At 40.7% G+C, this 16,205-nt stretch carries 16 protein-coding genes; 3 read left to right on the top strand and 13 right to left on the bottom strand.

The genetic code is table 11. The features are described 5' to 3' along the window. Window positions 1-9 precede the first annotated feature (9 nt). A complete protein-coding gene (locus tag ED557_05015; GenBank protein ID RNC84354.1) occupies window positions 10-858 on the top strand; it encodes a ketosamine-3-kinase in 849 nt (282 codons plus the stop codon). On the opposite strand, the gene ED557_05010 is transcribed toward ED557_05015, so the two are convergent. After that, window positions 855-1,889, bottom strand: a complete 1,035-nt coding sequence (locus ED557_05010; protein ID RNC84353.1) for an LLM class flavin-dependent oxidoreductase — start codon at window positions 1,887-1,889, stop codon at window positions 855-857. The genes ED557_05015 and ED557_05010 overlap by 4 nt on opposite strands. 36 nt (window positions 1,890-1,925) lie before the next feature. On the opposite strand from ED557_05010, the gene ED557_05005 reads away from it, so the two are divergent. Continuing rightward, window positions 1,926-2,660, top strand: coding sequence for a hypothetical protein (locus tag ED557_05005; protein RNC84785.1), 735 nt, complete (start codon window positions 1,926-1,928; stop codon window positions 2,658-2,660). Window positions 2,661-2,676: 16 nt separating this feature from the next. Here the strand turns inward: ED557_05005 and ED557_05000 are convergent, their stop codons facing one another. The 11 genes from ED557_05000 to ED557_04950 all read right to left on the bottom strand — a co-directional run bounded on the left by ED557_05000 (window position 2,677) and on the right by ED557_04950 (window position 12,968). Then, entirely contained in the window at window positions 2,677-3,183 is a 507-nt protein-coding gene (locus ED557_05000) for a DinB family protein (GenBank protein RNC84352.1), read from the bottom strand. 354 nt (window positions 3,184-3,537) lie between these two features. Beyond that, window positions 3,538-4,848 (bottom strand): argininosuccinate lyase, encoded by a 1,311-nt coding sequence (gene argH, locus ED557_04995; GenBank protein ID RNC84351.1) that lies wholly within the window; start codon window positions 4,846-4,848, stop codon window positions 3,538-3,540. 83 nt (window positions 4,849-4,931) lie between these two features. Then, window positions 4,932-5,996, bottom strand: coding sequence for a M20/M25/M40 family metallo-hydrolase (locus ED557_04990; protein RNC84350.1), 1,065 nt, complete (start codon window positions 5,994-5,996; stop codon window positions 4,932-4,934). After that, window positions 5,993-6,754, bottom strand: a complete 762-nt coding sequence (argB, locus tag ED557_04985) for an acetylglutamate kinase (protein ID RNC84349.1) — start codon at window positions 6,752-6,754, stop codon at window positions 5,993-5,995. The genes ED557_04990 and argB overlap by 4 nt, the downstream gene beginning before the upstream one ends. Before the next feature lie 2 nt (window positions 6,755-6,756). Next, window positions 6,757-7,704 (bottom strand): N-acetylornithine carbamoyltransferase, encoded by a 948-nt coding sequence (locus ED557_04980; GenBank protein RNC84348.1) that lies wholly within the window; start codon window positions 7,702-7,704, stop codon window positions 6,757-6,759. Then, window positions 7,701-8,828, bottom strand: coding sequence for an aspartate aminotransferase family protein (locus tag ED557_04975; protein RNC84347.1), 1,128 nt, complete (start codon window positions 8,826-8,828; stop codon window positions 7,701-7,703). Before ED557_04975 ends, ED557_04980 begins: the two co-directional genes overlap by 4 nt. A gap of 9 nt (window positions 8,829-8,837) precedes the next feature. After that, on the bottom strand, window positions 8,838-9,272 hold the full coding sequence (locus ED557_04970) for an endonuclease domain-containing protein (GenBank protein ID RNC84346.1): 435 nt from the start codon (window positions 9,270-9,272) through the stop codon (window positions 8,838-8,840). A gap of 97 nt (window positions 9,273-9,369) precedes the next feature. Continuing rightward, window positions 9,370-10,173 (bottom strand): pyrroline-5-carboxylate reductase, encoded by an 804-nt coding sequence (gene proC, locus ED557_04965; protein ID RNC84345.1) that lies wholly within the window; start codon window positions 10,171-10,173, stop codon window positions 9,370-9,372. A 2-nt stretch (window positions 10,174-10,175) separates the two neighbouring features. Then, complete coding sequence (locus ED557_04960; protein ID RNC84344.1) at window positions 10,176-11,138, bottom strand: N-acetyl-gamma-glutamyl-phosphate reductase; 963 nt, start codon at window positions 11,136-11,138, stop codon at window positions 10,176-10,178. Beyond that, the gene (gene argG, locus ED557_04955; GenBank protein RNC84343.1) at window positions 11,131-12,318 is read right to left on the bottom strand and encodes an argininosuccinate synthase; all 1,188 of its coding nucleotides are present in this window, start codon (window positions 12,316-12,318) and stop codon (window positions 11,131-11,133) included. The genes ED557_04960 and argG overlap by 8 nt, the downstream gene beginning before the upstream one ends. Beyond that, window positions 12,315-12,968, bottom strand: coding sequence for an N-acetyltransferase (locus ED557_04950; GenBank protein ID RNC84342.1), 654 nt, complete (start codon window positions 12,966-12,968; stop codon window positions 12,315-12,317). Before ED557_04950 ends, argG begins: the two co-directional genes overlap by 4 nt. Before the next feature lie 395 nt (window positions 12,969-13,363). Between ED557_04950 and ED557_04945 the strand changes: the two genes are divergently transcribed. Next, the gene (locus ED557_04945) at window positions 13,364-14,932 is read left to right on the top strand and encodes a T9SS C-terminal target domain-containing protein (protein RNC84341.1); all 1,569 of its coding nucleotides are present in this window, start codon (window positions 13,364-13,366) and stop codon (window positions 14,930-14,932) included. Between the two features lie 227 nt (window positions 14,933-15,159). Here ED557_04945 and ED557_04940 read toward each other — a convergent pair whose 3' ends face one another. Then, window positions 15,160-15,822 carry a hypothetical protein gene (locus ED557_04940; protein ID RNC84340.1) on the bottom strand — a complete coding sequence of 221 codons (663 nt, stop codon included), beginning with the start codon at window positions 15,820-15,822 and terminating at the stop codon, window positions 15,160-15,162. Between the last annotated feature and the right edge of the window lie 383 nt (window positions 15,823-16,205).

Below are 16,205 nucleotides of genomic sequence, written 5' to 3'. Positions count from 1 at the left end.
TACGGGTAAGTGATTCCTGAATCCATCCAGTTTTCCATAGAAGAGGCAACCGGTTCAAGAGTAGCTGAACAGGAGGCTCTCCATGGTGGGGATATAAACCAGGCGGTTAAGATTGAAATGGATTCAGGAGATCGGTATTTCTTAAAGTGGAATACATACACTCCGGCTGACATGTTCGAAAAAGAAGCTCTTGGACTAGAACTCCTGGTTTCAGCGAATTCAGAGCTTCACATCCCCGAAGTAATTGGCTTTGGGGATACCTTTCTACTCCTTGAATTTATTGAGGAATCAAACACGGGCAATTCTTTTGAGTTCGGGGTTCAGTTGGCCAGACTGCATTGTAAATCGAACGAACTATTTGGGCTTGATGAACCAAACTACATTGGTAAGCTTCCTCAATCCAATAAGTATCATGCTGATTGGTTAGAATTCTTCATGAGGGAACGCCTCGAACCCCAGGTCAAAATGGCCTTTGATTCCGGAAAACTTCCTAAAAGGTTTTTATCCATTTTCGATCGTGTAATGAATTATACCTATGTGGTTTTCCCGGATGAACCTCCCGCCCTACTTCATGGTGATCTCTGGGCTGGTAACTATATGTTCACAGTTGATGGAAGGATCAGTATTTATGATCCAGCAGTCTATTTTGGTCATCGTGAGATGGACATTGCTATGACTAAATTATTCGGAGGTTTTTCTCAGGATTTCTATAATGGATACAATGAAGAATACCCTTTGAAAAAAGGTTATGAAGAGCGACTCAAACTGTGCAATCTTTATCCTGTTCTGGTTCATGTAAACCTTTTTGGAGGTGGATATATCGGCAAGGCTGAGGCTCTGCTCAAGCAGTTCTTCTAGCTTTTAACTGCCAGTTCCTTCCGTATTACCGGAGCTACTTCTGTAGCAAAAAGCTCAATCGATTTTAAGACCTTTGAGTGCTCTATCGAGCCGACTGTCATTTGCATCAAAAAACGGTCGTGCCCAAATATTTCATGCTGGTACATGATTTTATCAATTACCTGCTGAGGACTTCCCACAAAATTTGCCCCTTCTAAAGTTGTGGAAGCATCAAACTGAGCTCTACTCATTGGAGACCACCCTCGTTCTCTTCCAATTTTATCCATTACCTGTTTAAAAGATGGGAATGAAATGTCTGAAGCTTCTTGTGAAGATTCTGCAATAAAACCATGTGAGTTGATGCTAAGCCTCTGCTTTGGCTGATCATTTTCTGAAGCCCCTCTCTGGTGTAAATCAGCAATCTGTTTGAATTGTGCCGGATAACCCCCAATAATAGCAAGAGCCATAGGTAAGCCCAGAGCGCCGGTTATGTACGCTGATTTTGGTGTACCTCCTACTGCCCTCCAGATTGGGATCCTTTCTTGATATGGTTGTGGATAGATACCACGATCGTCAATAGAGGCTCTAAACTTTCCGCTCCAGGTTATCTTTTCCTTTTCTCTTAATTCCAGTAAGAGCTGAAGCTTTTCTTCAAATAGCTCTTCATAGTCGTTTAGATCATAACCGAACAAAGGAAAAGATTCAATAAAGGAGCCCCTTCCAACGATGATCTCTGCTCTCCCTTTAGAAAGCAGGTCAATAGTAGAAAACTGCTGAAATACCCGAACTGGATCTTCTGAACCCAACACTGTGACCGAACTGCTTAATTTGATACTCGTGGTTTTAATAGCAGCAGCAGCCAGTAAGGTAGTTGGTGAGGATGCCACAAATTCTTCCCTGTGATGCTCTCCAATGGCATAAACATCTAAACCTGCCTGATCTGCTACTTCTATTTCTTCCATCAGATTTGCAAGGCGTTCAGCTGGATGTAGTGTATTGCCCGTTAACAGATCGGGAGTATTTTCAACAAATGTATAGATTCCAAGCTCCATTCGATGGTATTTATGCTATGTATTGTATCTTCAGTTATGGCATACAAAAGAATTATCAGCCTGGTTCCTAGCCTTACCGAATTACTCTTTGATCTCGGACTGGATCGACAGATTATTGGCCGAACCCGGTTTTGTATACATCCTGAAGATAGAGTAAATACTATTTCAATTTGCGGGGGTACTAAAAACCCAAATATCGAGAAGATTCTCTCTCTTAACCCCGATTTGATCATTGCTAATAAAGAAGAAAACCGGAAGTCTGATATTGAAATACTGGAAAGGGAGGTTGAAGTAGTACTTTCTGATATTGGTACTATTGATGAAGGGTTAAAATTCATTCGGTTTATAGGAGAAAAACTGGGCGTGCCTGATTCTTCAAATGCAATGGTAGCCAAGATTGAAGGGCTCCTGGACCATGAAAGAGCCACTAGCACAATAAATACAGCTTATTTTATCTGGAAAGATCCCTGGATGACTATTGGAAACGACACTTACATCCATGATGTAATGGCTCATTATGCCCTTAGAAATGTGTTTGAAGAGCAGAAAAGATACCCAACTACTTCCATGGATGAGTTAATTGGGTTATCACCTGAATTAGTGCTATTGAGTAGTGAACCCTTCCCATTTAGGGAAAAACATATCCGGGAGCTCCAGTCATACTTACCCAACAGCAAAATAATGCTTACTGATGGGGAGTGGTTCAGTTGGTATGGAAGCCGTATGATCCCGGCTTTTGAAGGATTAAACACCTGGCGTTCTTTCTTGTAATATAAGTTCCGTTAGCTTATCGGTATGCTGGAGGAGCCATACCATTTGCCCGGAAATATGCTACCATCTGTCCTCTATGATGAGAATTATGACGTAGTGTTCTAAGTACTGCTGCCGTTAGTTGTCCATTTTCTTCTGCTCCCTGAATAAAGCTTATGAAATCATCAAACTGAGCTGCTGTGTATTCAATTAGCTCTTCCTTACTTAGTCTATCCTCATCACCTGGTTCCCAGGGAATAGGCTCTCTTTTTATCTGAGCGGTAAACCATTCCAGGCTGTAGGCGATATGAAAACCCTGAGCTCTGAAAGTTCTCATCTCTTCTCCGGGCTTATACCCATAGTTTTCTTCCGGCATCGCCTCCATTACCTCGAGCGTAAAGCTTTTTGCATTTTCAAGTTCTTGATTCAGGTACTCATAACTTTTTTCCTCTTTATCGGAAGGTTCATACACAGAATATGCTGATAAAAGAATAGCTAGCGATGAAATTGCTATGATAAAATGGTTTAAGTACTTCATAGGCATAGTGTTATAATAATTGAGCCTATAAAGTGTAGAATTGAGTCTTAAAAGAAAATGAGAAGATTCTCTCTTTAATTAATTTTACTTCTTAAGACATCCCTATAGATGTTAGAATCTATGACTGAAAAACCATACAAGCTACCGATCTCGAGCTTAGACAGGTCTCACAAAGAAAAAAGTCTTTGCGAAGGGCGAAGCGATAGCTAGTCCTGAAGCAATCTTGTGATAGAGTCGTATTCGTGGAGATTGCTTCGTCGATACGATTACTCAATGAGTATACTGCTTTCGAACTCCTCGCAAAAATTCCTTGGAATTAAATAAAATGTTCATCGAATTACCTGACTTCTACAAGCATAACTAAATGGAGATAAATCCGGAATACACCTTCTCCATTCTTTCTTTGATTAATTCATTACCAAGATTCCCAATACTACCTTCATGAGTATGCTTGACTTCCTTTGGAGGTTCAAACGTTCCTTCTTCTATCTCTTTTGCAACCTGTTGATAGGCCTCTCTAAATGGAATACCCTGAAGAACTAATTCATTTACGGCCTCAACAGAAAAAATAAGCCTGTACTTTGGATCGTCAAGGATCTCCTCGTTAACCATAATCTTATCGATAGCATATTCGGAGATATAAAGACAGTCTTTTAGTTCTTTAATCGCCGGGAAAAGAACTTCCTTTAAGACCTGGAAATCTCGATGATATCCTGAAGTAAGGTTTGCAAGTACGGAATTAATAGTGCCTGGAAGCGCCTTTATAAGATTTGTTTTGGCACGGATTAGCTCGAATACATCCGGATTTTTCTTATGAGGCATGATACTAGATCCTGTAGTCAGGTCATCAGGTAGTTTAAGAAACGCAAAGTTTTGACTGTTATATAAACATACATCCGAGGCAAATTTATTGAGTGTACCTGCTAGTGAAGCCATAGCGAATGCCATAGTTTGCTCTACTTTGCCACGCCCCATTTGTGCGTACACAACGTTTACGTTCATTCTATCAAAACCAAGGAGGCGGGTAGTCAAGGATCGGTCGAGGGGAAAGGAAGAACCATACCCTGCCGCTGACCCTAAAGGATTTTGATTTACAATGGTATGCGTAGCCTGAACTAATACGAGGTCATCTACCAAGTTTTCGGCGAACGCTCCGAACCACAATCCGAAACTGGACGGCATCGCGGCTTGGGTATGGGTGTATCCAGGAAGTAAGGTTTCTTTGGTAGCCTCACTCTGTTTCAACATTGCTATAAACAATTTTTTTGTTAAAGATGCAATCTGAATAAGCTCTGCACGCAAAAAAAGTTTTATATCGAGTAGTACCTGATCATTCCTGGATCTCCCTGAATGCACCTTTTTCCCAACATCTCCCAATACCTTTACAAGCATTAACTCAATCTGAGAATGGACATCTTCCACTCCTTCTTCTATCTCAAAGTGTCCTGTTTTAATAACTTCTTCCTGAATTCTTGTCAACTCTGCTACCAAGACTTCTAATTCCTCCTTCTCAAGCAATCCTACAGATTCAAGCATAGTGATATGTGCGATGGTACCCTGAACGTCATATTTAGCCAGTTCTAGATCCAATTCACGATCCATACCTACAGTAAAGCGCTCGATAAGAGCGTCTGTTTTAATTCCTTTTTCCCACAGTTTTTTACTACTCATAACTCTTAATTGTCATTCTGAGCGGAGCGAAGAATCTACAAGACCCACCCCTAAATCCCCTCCCAAGAGGGGACTTTCCAATTCTATTTAATTTCCAACCCGTCCAAAAGTTCAAGGTAAATTTCTATCCCGTCTTCGATTTCATTCAAATAAATAAATTCATCAGCAGTATGCGAGCGACGAGTATCACCCGGCCCTATTTTGATACATGGAAAAGGCATATGCACTTGATCCGACATTGTTTGAGAACCATAGCTGCGAATACTCAGCTCCTTTCCCTTCTGCACAATGGGGTGATTTGGATCAATTCCGGAGGCATTCAAATTCAATGATCTCGGAGTTATTTCACTTTTAATATACTTTCTGATGATTTGAACTACTTCTTCATTTGAATAATGCTCATTAGGGCGGACATCAACCACAAAACGGCACTCATCCGGAACTACATTATGCTGGGTTCCGGCCTCAATCTGGGTAACGGTCATATTAATTTTCCCCAGTACATCCGACTTCTTATCAAACTCAAAGCTCTTAAACCACTCGATATCCTTCATAGCTTTGTAGATCGCGTTTTCACCTTCTCCTCTTGCTGCATGTCCGCTTTTGCCATGAGCTACTCCATCTAACACTACCAGTCCCCGTTCTGCAATAGCCATATCCATAGAAGTAGGCTCACCAACTACTCCAACATCAATTAGTCCTAATTCTTCCAATACAATAGGGACTCCATTTTTCCCTGAAGATTCTTCTTCCGCAGAAGCCAAAAACACCAGGTTATAAGATTGCTCCTTTTTGGCTAGTTCGAGAAACACATGAAGCAAACTTGTCAACGGGCCACCAGCATCATTACTTCCTAAGCCAATCAATTTCCCATCTTTTATAGTTGGTGAAAAAGGATCATAGCTCCACTTAGAAGTGGCTTTTACGGTATCATGATGAGAATTGAGAAGCACCGTTGGTTTAGATGATTCTTTTTCTCCCGCCCATACCCATACATTGTTCTTTCTTCGTTGGGATTTAAAACCGTTAGAGTTTAAATATTCTTCAATAAGAGAAGCCGTTTCATGCTCTTCTCCGCTGTAAGATTGAATCCCAATCAGCTTTTTTAAAAACTCTATCGCTAATTTAGAACTCATAGACTCTCTCATTTCACCAGCCTTGTTCCTTTTGTACTATCCTTGATATCATCGGCATGCTTGATGGTCACTCTATTCACCCCGGCTTTCAGTGCCTTAAATCCAAGATCCAGTTTAGGAATCATTCCATTATTGATAATATCAAGGCCTTTTAAATGACGATAGAGGTATAAATTCATTTCTGTTACAACCTTATCTCCATTCATAACACCTGGCTTATCAAAACAGAGAATAAGTTCTACATGAAAGTTTTCAGATAGCGCCCTGGCTACATAAGAAGCAATGGAATCGGCATTGGTATTCAGCATATTCCCGTTACCATCGTGAGTAAGTGGAGCCAGTACTGGAACCCAATCCAACTCCAACATATTAGTAAGAACGCGATGATTTACCGATGAAATATCACCCACCCATCCAAAATCAATAGGTTCAGGACTTCTTTTAATGGACTGAACAATATTTAAATCCGCGCCAGTAAGCCCAACAGCATACACATGCTTTTGCTGAAGTTTTGCTACAATCTTTTTATTAATAAGCCCTCCATACACCATCGTAGCTACTTCCAACATTTTCGCACTTGTAATTCTCCTACCCTCTATCATTTCCGATTCGATACCAAGCTTTTCGGCTATTCTGGTTGCAGTTACTCCGCCTCCATGCACTAATACTTTCTTCCCTCTCATAAGTGAGATTTGGTAAAGGAATCGCTCCAGACTTGCATCATCTTCTGCGATCTTACCTCCAATCTTTATCACTTTTACTGAATGCATTCTTAAAAAGCCTCCAAAATCTTTTTTAGTACTGTTTGCATAGATACAATCCTATTTGCCGCCTCCTCGATAACTATACTTTGTGTACTATCCAATACGGAATCTTGTACAACTACATTTCTACGGACAGGAAGACAATGCATGAATTTAGCATTATTTGTAAGATTCATTTTATCCGAACTTACCATCCAGGAAGAATCTTTTGTTAAAACCTGACCATATTCTGAAAAACTGCTCCAGTTCTTGGCGTAAATAAAATCAGCTCCTTCAAATGCTTTGTTTTGATCATACTCTGGTGTTAATCCGTGCATATATTCAGGAGCTAGTTCATACCCTTCAGGATGTGTAACTGTGAGGTCTACGTTGGCTATGCTCATCCATTCAACAAAGGAATTTGCCACAGCTTGGGGAAGAGCCCTGGGGTGTGGAGCCCATGTTAATACTACCTTTGGTCGATCCGTTTCTTTGTATTGATCGATGGTGATCAAATCGGCAAAGGCCTGAAGTGGATGCCCTGTTGATGATTCCATATTTACTACAGGCACCCCGCAGTAGCTTACAAATGCGTTTAGCGTCTGCTCGGCATAATCGGCTTGCTTATCCTTCAAGCTGGCAAAGGCCCGAATAGCAACAATATCGAAATAAGAACCAATTACAGAAGCAGCTTCTTTAATATGCTCTGCACTATCACCGTCCATCACAGTACCATCTTCAAACTCAAGCTTCCAACCTCCCGAGTTGATATCCAGCACTACCGTATCCAGCCCAAGATTTTGTGCAGCCCGCTGAGAACTCAACCTCGTTCTTAAACTTGGATTCAGAAATAACAAACAGATTGATTTATTCTTCCCAAGCTCCCTCCAAGCAAAGGGATTCGCTTTTACTTCTTTTACCTCCAACAAAGCATCCGAAAGATTTGGGAGATCTTTGCTACTCAAAAAGTGATTCACTTCAGTACCTCCTTCAGGCTTTCAATAAAGGTGTCCGCTTCTTTAGTAGAGATGTTTAATGGGGGAAGCAAACGGATGGTATTTTTATTAGAAGATGATCCTGTAAATATTCTTTGCTCATACAAAAGCCTCTTCCTCATTTCTGCAACAGGAGCATCAAATTCAATCCCAATCATTAATCCACGTCCTCTAATTTCTTTAATTTGTGTGATATGCGACAATTGCTGAATAAGATACTCTCCAACTTCACGAGCATTCTGAATCAGTTTCTCATTTTCTAACACTTCAAGAACTGCAATAGTAGCCGCGCATGCCAAATGGTTACCTCCAAAAGTAGTCCCCAACATACCGTATTTAGATTCAAATTTTGGGTCGATTAATATCCCCCCTACCGGAAACCCATTACCCATTCCTTTCGCCATGGTAATTACATCAGGCTGAACAAAAGCATGTTGATGAGCAAAGAACCTACCTGTTCTACCAAACCCTGATTGTACTTCGTCGAGGATAAGTACTGTATTTGTGTTGTCGCAAATAGTTCGGAGATGCTTCAGAAATTCAGCGCTGGGCTCAACAATGCCACCTACTCCCTGGATGCCTTCAATAATCACACAGCAATAATCTCCCTGAGTTAGTGCCGTTTCTGTTGCTTCAAAATCTTCGAAAGATAACCTGGTAACTTCTGCTCCTTCATTAACCGGGAATAGAATGTTCGGGTTATCGGTAGCAGCAACAGCCAATGATGTTCTTCCATGAAAGGCTCCATCGAAAGCAAGAATTTTCTTACGTTGGTTAAAAGCCGAAGCTACTTTAAAAGCATTTTCTATCGCCTCAGCCCCTGAGTTTACCAGGAACAAATTCCAGTTTGCATAACCTGATGCTTGCCCAAGTTTGTAAGCGAGTTCCTTTTGTACTGCAATAGGAACAGAATTTGAATAAAACCCAAGCTTTCCCAGTTGTTTGGAGATCCTTTCTACATAATGAGGGTGCCCGTGGCCAATTGAAATCACAGCATGACCACCATAAAAATCCAGGTATGCATTGTGTTGGCGATCAAATACCAGGCAGCCATCTGCCTCAACCGGTTCTACATCAAATAGAGGATAAACATCAAATAATTTCATTCGTTTATTTCAATAGAATCTTTTCGTTGTCCCTTTTATAGTATAAGAGTTCCCCTCCATGGGAGGGGACAGGGGTGGGTTTCTTTTAATCCAATTTTGGATCTCAAGCAAACAATGATCTGTACTATTCTTAGCATCTGTTTCTGAAAATCTCAGAATATTGACTCCAAGGTCATTTAAGACTTGTTCGCGTTTGTTATCATACTCAATTTTAAAGCTATGACTGTCTCCATCAATTTCGATTGCAAGTCTTAATTCCTTACAAAAAAAATCAACAATGTAGGTGTGAATAGGTTTTTGCCTGTCAAAATCAAACCCAAGAATTTGTTTTCCTTTTAAGCCCACCCACAATTCTATTTCTCCGGGAGTCGAGTTCTTTCTTAGATGTCGCGCCTTTTTGACCAACCCTTTTTTATATGGAATTATGTCTGGTTTCCTGGTCATTTTTTGACCCACCCCTTAATCCCCTCCCAGGAGAGGAATTTATCTTGCTCAAATATGTATAACTGTGTATGTATCAAAATTTTGAGTTGCTGATATTTCATTCTGTAATTCTATTTATTTTTTCGAAAGAAGCCACGATACCTTTAATAAGGGCTGAGCTTAGTCCCTGGTGTTCCATTTCATTTAACCCCGCAATGGTGCACCCTTGTGGAGTTGTAACTTTATCGATTTCTCTCTCAGGGTGAGCGCTTCCCTCTACTAGTAATGAAGCTGCTCCTCGTGCTGTTTGCATTGCCAGTTTTTGAGCCTCTTCAGCTTCAAAACCCAATTCTATTCCTCCCTGAGTTGCAGCTCGGATATATCTCAAAAAGAAAGCAATTCCACTGGCTGCCAATACCGTAGCAGCTTTCATCAATCGTTCTTCAATAATAAGCGTTTCACCTAATGACTTAAACATGGATTCAATAACCTCAAGGTGTTCATCACCAGGTTCATTCGCACAAATACATGTCATCGACTCCGCAATGGCTGCTGCGGTATTAGGCATCGTTCTGATGATAGGGAATTCATTTTCAACATAGGATTGGATAAGCTCAAGCGAAACTCCGGTAATCGTTGATACCAACACATGATGAGCCGGATCCAAAGCACTCTCAATTTCCTTTAATAATCCCTCCAACTGTTTGGGCTGGACGCATAGGATGAGATACTTCGAACTTTTTACAGCCTGTATATTATCTGAAGTAACCTCAAAACCTTGCTCTTTTAACTCGTTAAGCTTTGAGGTATGTCGGCGGGTAAGGATAATGCAGCCTTCACCATGCTCTTTGGCGAGCCCTCTGGCCACCGCAACACCTAAGTTGCCCGCTCCCAAAATGGCAATATGATTATTGGTACACATAGTTAAAAAGCCGATGATTTAAGTTTTAGTCCGGTGGTTTCATCCAAACCGAACATGAGGTTCATATTCTGAACCGCCTGACCTGAAGCTCCTTTTAATAGATTGTCAATTACTCCAATTATAAAAGCCTGGTTTCCTTCCTTTCTCACATGAACCATGGCTTTATTGGTATTCACTACTCTTTTCACGTCAGGTTCTGAATCAGAAACCTGCACAAATGGATGGATACCATAAAAATCCTGATAGAGTGCTTTTAATTCTTGCTCAGAAGCATCAGTTACCGTATAACAAACAGCCAAAATCCCACGCGTAAAAGCTCCGCGCATCGGAATAAAAAGAACTTTCTGATCAAAATCCTGCTGAAGTTGTTCTAAACTCTGTTTGATTTCTCCCAAGTGTTGGTGTGTGAATGCCTTATATACCGAAGCATTATTACTTCTCCAGCTAAAATGCGTGGTTGAAGTTGGATTTTGACCAGCGCCGGTGCTTCCCGTGATCGCTGAAATATGCACTGAATCTTGAATAAGCCCGGCCGATGCGAGAGGCAGAACAGACAATTGAATGCATGTAGCAAAACAGCCCGGATTTGCTACATATCTAGCTGATTTTATCTCTTCATGGTTGAGTTCAGGTAATCCATATATAAAGTTGTGATCTCCTTTTAATCTGAAATCCGAACTTAGATCAATAATTTTAGCTAAAGAGGGAATGATTCCTTCTTCCACAATCCCTTTTGATTTCCCATGTCCTGAACACAGGAAAACAACCTCCACATTTTGATCGAGCGTATCTGAAAAAATGAGTTCAATTTCACCTTCTAAATCCGGATGAGCTTTGGAAACAGCTTCTCCGGCATGACTCCCACTCACAACCGAAACCAATTCTACTTCTGGATGATGAACCAGCAATCTCAATAATTCTCCTGCAGTATATCCGGCTCCTCCTATGATTCCTACTTTAATCATTATCCTGCACTCCTTGTTGTATGAGGGTGGCATTACTCAGGATTTTAGTGAAGCCCTTTACGTCTTCTCCACTCCAACCCTGGTTCATTTCTCCATATTGACCAAACTCAGAAGCCATTAAATCAAAATTTGATTCAATTCCCTGAAGCTCAAACTTTTTGGCTTCCAGTTTTACAAATACCTTACCGGTTACTTTGTTCTGTGTATGATCCAAAAAAGCTTCGATATCTCTCATGACCGGGTCCAGAAATTGGCCTTCGTGCATTAGCATTCCATACCATTCTCCTAACTGATCTTTCCAGTAAAGCTGCCATTTGCCCAGCACATGCTTTTCCAACAACTGATGTGCTTTAATGAGAATCAATGGAGCTGCCGCTTCAAAGCCTACTCTTCCTTTAATACCAATTATGGTATCACCCACATGGATATCTCGACCAATACCATAGGGAGCAGCCAGGTTATTTAGTTTCTTTATAACCTCAACAGGAGTTAATGATTCTCCGTTAATGGTTATTGGTTCTCCTTTATGGAAACCAATCTCAACTATTAACTCTTGACCATTAACTATAGAAGTTGGCCATGCGTCTTCTGGTAAATATTTGTGAGAGGTAAGGGTTTCAGCCCCTCCAACTGAAGTCCCCCAAAGTCCCTGGTTTATGGAGTACTTGGCTTTCGTCCATTCCTTGCTGATACCATGCTTTTCCAGGTAAGCTACTTCTTCTTCGCGACTCAGTTTTTGATCACGTATAGGAGTAATAATCTCCATTTCAGGTGCAAGCACATTGAATACCAGGTCAAAACGAACCTGATCATTTCCGGCGCCGGTGCTTCCATGTGCAATAGCTTCTGCTCCAATCTCTTTGGCATATTCAGCAATAGCAATTGCCTGAAATACTCGCTCAGCACTTACAGATAGAGGATAAGTATGATTCTTAAGCACATTTCCTGCTATTAGATACTTAATTCCCTTTTGGTAGAATTCCTCTTCTACATCAATACAGATGTGGTTTTTGATCCCAAGATCGTTGGCTTTTTTTGCCAATTCTTTCTGCTCTTCTGCATCAAATCCCCCGGTATTTACAGCTGCGGTATATACCTCGTAGCCTAAGTCTTTTGCAAGGTGGATGGCACAATAACTGGTATCGAGTCCGCCACTAAAGGCGAGTACAACTTTCTTCATGGTAGTAATAATGTTTTTGCATTAGAGAAGGCTTTTCCAAAAGCCTGTTTCTTAAGTTTAACCCAGCGATAGAACTTCTTGATGTTTTGTTCTCTTACTGGCTTTGGATTTTTGTTGGGTTGAGACGGATCAAAAAGCATCCCGGTACACAGGCAATTCTTCCTCTCATTGCGGGTGAGGATATCATAATTCGGGCAGCTTTGGCATCCCTTCCAAAAGGTCTCATCTTGAGTTAACTCTGAAAAGGTAACAGGGCGATAACCCAAATCGGAATTGATCTTCATCACAGGAAGGCTGGTAGTTATGCCAAATAATTTAGAATTAGGATATTTCTTCCTTGATAACTCGAAGGCTTTAGCCTTTATCTTTTTTGCTAGCCCTTGCCCACGATAATCCCAGTGTACAATTAGTCCTGAATTGGCCACGTATTTTTTGTTTTCCCAAATTTCGATATAGCAAAACCCTGCGAGATTTTCCCCATCCAGGGCAATAACAGCATTCCCGTTTTCCATCTTTGTTTTGATGTACTCCGGTTCCCTTTTCGCTATTCCTGTTCCCCGTTGTTTAGCAGCTACCTCAATCAGATCACAAATGGCTTGGGCGTAGCCAAAATGAGATGAATTTGCGTATTGAATATTTATAAAGGACATGATTGTGAATGAGTGAATGGGCTGTATGATACACAGCAGTTAACATTGTTCGTTCGAGATGGATGGGCGCCATATCTGGATATGACTTATGTAAACTATTACCGCCGCCGCGGAAACCGAGGAGTCGGGATTCGAACAATGTTATGTGCAAGAGTGAATTGCATGCGTCAAAGAAACGGAATTGATTTTTTAAATCCAATAACCCTGTATAAAAGTTTTTAGAGTGGGTTTATTGCCCATTTTGAAAAAGAAAAGTTGTCATCCAGAGCAAAGCGATGGATACACACAAACTGAAACTAGCCATTGTTTAATCATGAGGACTCTTCTCCCGACTCCAGTCGGGATCTGAGTGACTAGAAATGACAAAGAAAAAATAAATCATTATAGTCTTCTCCATGCTCAAACATCTTCTCACTCTACTTTTAGCGGTTCTCCTTGCTATGCCTATCATAGCTCAGGATAGCCTACATATCAACCTGGTGGAAAACCATAATAATTGGGGGTGGGAGGCATGGGTAATGGATAATGGTCTAATCTCTATTTCTACCGTTCCAGCTATTGGTGCTCGAATTATGGAATATGACCTTGGCAACCACTCTTCTATCTTTGTAAATCCGGATGAGCTGGGCAATACTTACACTCCGGAATCCAATTCTGAGTGGCCTAATTTCGGCGGCTTCAAGAACTGGCCAGCCCCTCAAAGCCGATGGAACTGGCCTCCCCCTCCTACCTTGGATTTTGGAGTTTATGAAGCAGATACTTCTGCTACTTCAGATTCTATAAGTATCACAGTAACAAGTCCTGTAGAACAATGGCGGGCAGCCGATTTACGCTTCCAGCGCCGGACAACTATGTATAGAAATACTAGCCGTGTTAAGGTTGAGCAAATAATCATAAACGAAGGAAGTTCCTCACAAGAATGGAGCGTGTGGGATGTAACTCAAAACATAACTAATCATCCCGGAGAAACTGATTTTGAAAATTTCTGGGTGTATTTCCCAATCAATCCCAATAGTCTGTTTGGAGATGACGGAGTTAAAATCAGTGCCAATTCCTCAGCCTGGGTTGGAGAAGTAGCTGATGGCATTTACGGAGTTCAGTTTAAGCCCGAGGCCAAGAAAATTTTTGCTGACTCACATATAGGTTGGATTGCTTATGTAGATGAACGAGAGAATTATGTATATGCGAAAACTTTTCAGATTGATGAAGAAGCAGAATATCCGGACGATGGTGCGCGGGTAGAGGTGTGGATTAATAACAATCCTTATTACCTGGAAGTGGAAGTACTAAGCCCCATTGTATCTCTTTCTGCCAATGGAGGCAACTATACCTTTACCGAAGACTGGTGGGCCGCTAAAATCGAAGGTGGACCTGTTTTGTCGGTTACGAATGCAGGAGCCGCAACCCGCTTTGAATATTCTCCTTCTATTGGACGATTGACAGGTGCATTTGGAGTGTTTCATGAAGCCTACGCTCAACTTGAATACCTTGATAGCTCCGGTGGGGTTATTACAAGCACGAATCCTATAGAGGTTAGTCCGCTGGAAACTTTTGTTTATGATGAACCTTTTAGTCCACTTGAAGGCGTTGATTCCGTTCGAATGGTGCTTGTGGATGAAGCTATGGAATTGATTGGAGTCCTGATCTCAGAATCGGTAGAGGTACTGCTCACTTCGAGTGAAGAGGCTGCTGATATACCAGCGACTTTTGAGTTAATGCAAAACTATCCTAACCCATTTAATCCTACTACTACTATTGGCTATGTACTTCCTAAAGCAACCGAAGTAAAACTTGAGGTATTTACCTTGCTGGGACAATCGGTAACTGTCCTCGAAAATGGGTTTAAAACTCGTGGGAGTCATTCCGTCTCATTTGATGCTTCTGCGCTACCAAGCGGGGTGTATCTATATCGTATATCTGCTGGTGAATTTGCTGATGTAAGAAGAATGGTATTGGTGAAGTAGCTTAGAACACATACTTCTTTCTATCTGATCCATCCCAACTTAAACGTATTCCCAAATCCCTACTTGGGAATATGTACTTACTTGTCTTTTGAAGCTGGAGCTTCTCACCCCGCATTCCGAAGGTGGATCTTCGGAATGAGATGAAGTGTTATAACTTTCATTTTAATATCCACCTCCAGCATAAATTCAGTAAAGGTAGCTTGGCTAGTTAGGAGAGGATCGGCAATCTAAATATCTATTTCCTCATATATTAACCACTCATTCTTATAATAGTAAAGTACTGTTATGGCCGCTTCTCCATAAATAATAACTGGTACTGAACCATTTAAAATAGTAGGGAAGATGCCTTCTGGACCTTTTCTGGTTCTGTCAGTCAAATACCTAAACTCGGATAAATCTTTATTAAACCCAAAAATCCCATCGTAAGCAATCATTCCAAAACTTCCACTATAATCAGGATCTATTCCTAGAGATTCAAAGTCTATACCAAGATAATCAGTAATGCTTATCATACTCCTTATTTCATATTCTACATCGTAAGGATCTTTTTTTGAGTCGACTACAAATATTAGATATTTCTGTTCTTCTTTTATTCCCCAAAAAAGGAAACTCGCTGGTCTCGGAGTGTTATCAAAATAGTCCGTTGTTGTATTATAAGATCTTGTTATAATATCGAATAAATAAGGGGTGCCCTGCCCACCATATATACTTGGATTTTGGAATAGTTCATTGCTTATAGGTTTTACATCAATTTCGGTTGCAAAATCAAGTATCTCTTTTGGGTACTCCAAATAAATTGATGCGCTTTCTTTTTTTTCCTGCCCGAAACAAGCTTCTAAAAATAGAAACAAGAAGAACACAACTTTCAATATTGTAAAATAAATCTTCATCTTTTTGCTTTATTAATCTTGTTCCGTAACTCTGCTGAGAAACCTATTGGTTTACCTGACCAAATTGAACTTCTCTTCTCTGATTCAAATGCACCACTATAGCTGGAATTATAATTAAAATTATGAAAGGAGATAAGATCGCAATATGGTCAATTGCCGTGATATTTTTTTCTGTTCGCAAAAAAAACCAAGAAACTATAGGTGCGATACAGATCAAAAAGAGCCCAGCGAGACGCTGGAACCAGTTTTTAATTACATGCTTGCGCATTCTATGACAAAATCAAGTAAAATATAGGACGGTATTAAGCGGCAAATTGATGGCTTACTACATATGGGCTTTGACGGTTTATCACGGCGAAAGCTCGTTGTACCAGTTTAAATTT

Origin of the sequence: Balneola sp. (genome assembly GCA_003712055.1) — a bacterium.
Lineage (GTDB): Bacteria > Bacteroidota > Rhodothermia > Balneolales > Balneolaceae > RHLJ01.
Note: the sequence above shows the minus strand (reverse complement) of the source record. Positions and strands in the feature narration are given on the sequence as shown.

What these genes read in the sequence shown, in the direction of transcription:
- ED557_04975 (RNC84347.1), bottom strand. Translation starts at nt 8,828, where the DNA reads ATGAAATTATTTGATGTTTATCCTCTATTTGATGTAGAACCGGTTGAG.
- ED557_04990 (RNC84350.1), bottom strand. Translation starts at nt 5,996, where the DNA reads ATGAGAGAGTCTATGAGTTCTAAATTAGCGATAGAGTTTTTAAAAAAG.
- ED557_04950 (RNC84342.1), bottom strand. Translation starts at nt 12,968, where the DNA reads ATGTCCTTTATAAATATTCAATACGCAAATTCATCTCATTTTGGCTAC.
- ED557_05000 (RNC84352.1), bottom strand. Translation starts at nt 3,183, where the DNA reads ATGCCTATGAAGTACTTAAACCATTTTATCATAGCAATTTCATCGCTA.
- proC (RNC84345.1), bottom strand. Translation starts at nt 10,173, where the DNA reads ATGTGTACCAATAATCATATTGCCATTTTGGGAGCGGGCAACTTAGGT.
- argH (RNC84351.1), bottom strand. Translation starts at nt 4,848, where the DNA reads ATGAGTAGTAAAAAACTGTGGGAAAAAGGAATTAAAACAGACGCTCTT.
- ED557_04940 (RNC84340.1), bottom strand. Translation starts at nt 15,822, where the DNA reads ATGAAGATTTATTTTACAATATTGAAAGTTGTGTTCTTCTTGTTTCTA.
- argG (RNC84343.1), bottom strand. Translation starts at nt 12,318, where the DNA reads ATGAAGAAAGTTGTACTCGCCTTTAGTGGCGGACTCGATACCAGTTAT.
- ED557_05010 (RNC84353.1), bottom strand. Translation starts at nt 1,889, where the DNA reads ATGGAGCTTGGAATCTATACATTTGTTGAAAATACTCCCGATCTGTTA.
- argB (RNC84349.1), bottom strand. Translation starts at nt 6,754, where the DNA reads ATGCATTCAGTAAAAGTGATAAAGATTGGAGGTAAGATCGCAGAAGAT.
- ED557_04945 (RNC84341.1), top strand. Translation starts at nt 13,364, where the DNA reads ATGCTCAAACATCTTCTCACTCTACTTTTAGCGGTTCTCCTTGCTATG.
- ED557_05005 (RNC84785.1), top strand. Translation starts at nt 1,926, where the DNA reads ATGGCATACAAAAGAATTATCAGCCTGGTTCCTAGCCTTACCGAATTA.
- ED557_04960 (RNC84344.1), bottom strand. Translation starts at nt 11,138, where the DNA reads ATGATTAAAGTAGGAATCATAGGAGGAGCCGGATATACTGCAGGAGAA.
- ED557_04970 (RNC84346.1), bottom strand. Translation starts at nt 9,272, where the DNA reads ATGACCAGGAAACCAGACATAATTCCATATAAAAAAGGGTTGGTCAAA.